Source organism: Stenotrophomonas sp. GbtcB23 (genome assembly GCF_019091045.1).
GTDB lineage: Bacteria > Pseudomonadota > Gammaproteobacteria > Xanthomonadales > Xanthomonadaceae > Stenotrophomonas > Stenotrophomonas rhizophila_A.
The window spans coordinates 1-266 of the sequence record NZ_JAGXKC010000443.1 but is presented as its reverse complement, the minus strand read 5'-3'; the positions used below and the strand labels follow the sequence as shown (position 1 = coordinate 266).

Here is a 266-nt window from a genome sequence, read left to right as displayed (position 1 = left end):
CGGTACCCACCCAGACATGGCCTGCAGGACCGGACAGTAGGCTGTAGATGGTGTCGTCGGGAAGCGCTGCCGGATCGGGCGCGTTGGCCTGGTAGCGGGCCAGCGTCCCGTCCTCTTCCCGCCGGCAGATGGCATGGCGGTTGGTGCCGATCCACAAGGCCCTGCCCGCATACGCCAGCGACCAGAACTGCCCCACGGAATGCTGGTCGAGGTCTGGGAACCGCTCGAAGCGTTCGCGGCCAGGCCTGAGCATGCTCAGGCCAACG

The 266-nt window shown here is 67.7% G+C and carries 1 protein-coding gene; it reads right to left on the bottom strand.

The genetic code is table 11. The features are described 5' to 3' along the window. Positions 1-253 (bottom strand): two-component regulator propeller domain-containing protein (locus KVS69_RS19715; protein ID WP_254622308.1); only part of this gene is annotated, 253 nt, incomplete at its 3' end. Positions 254-266 lie beyond the last annotated feature (13 nt).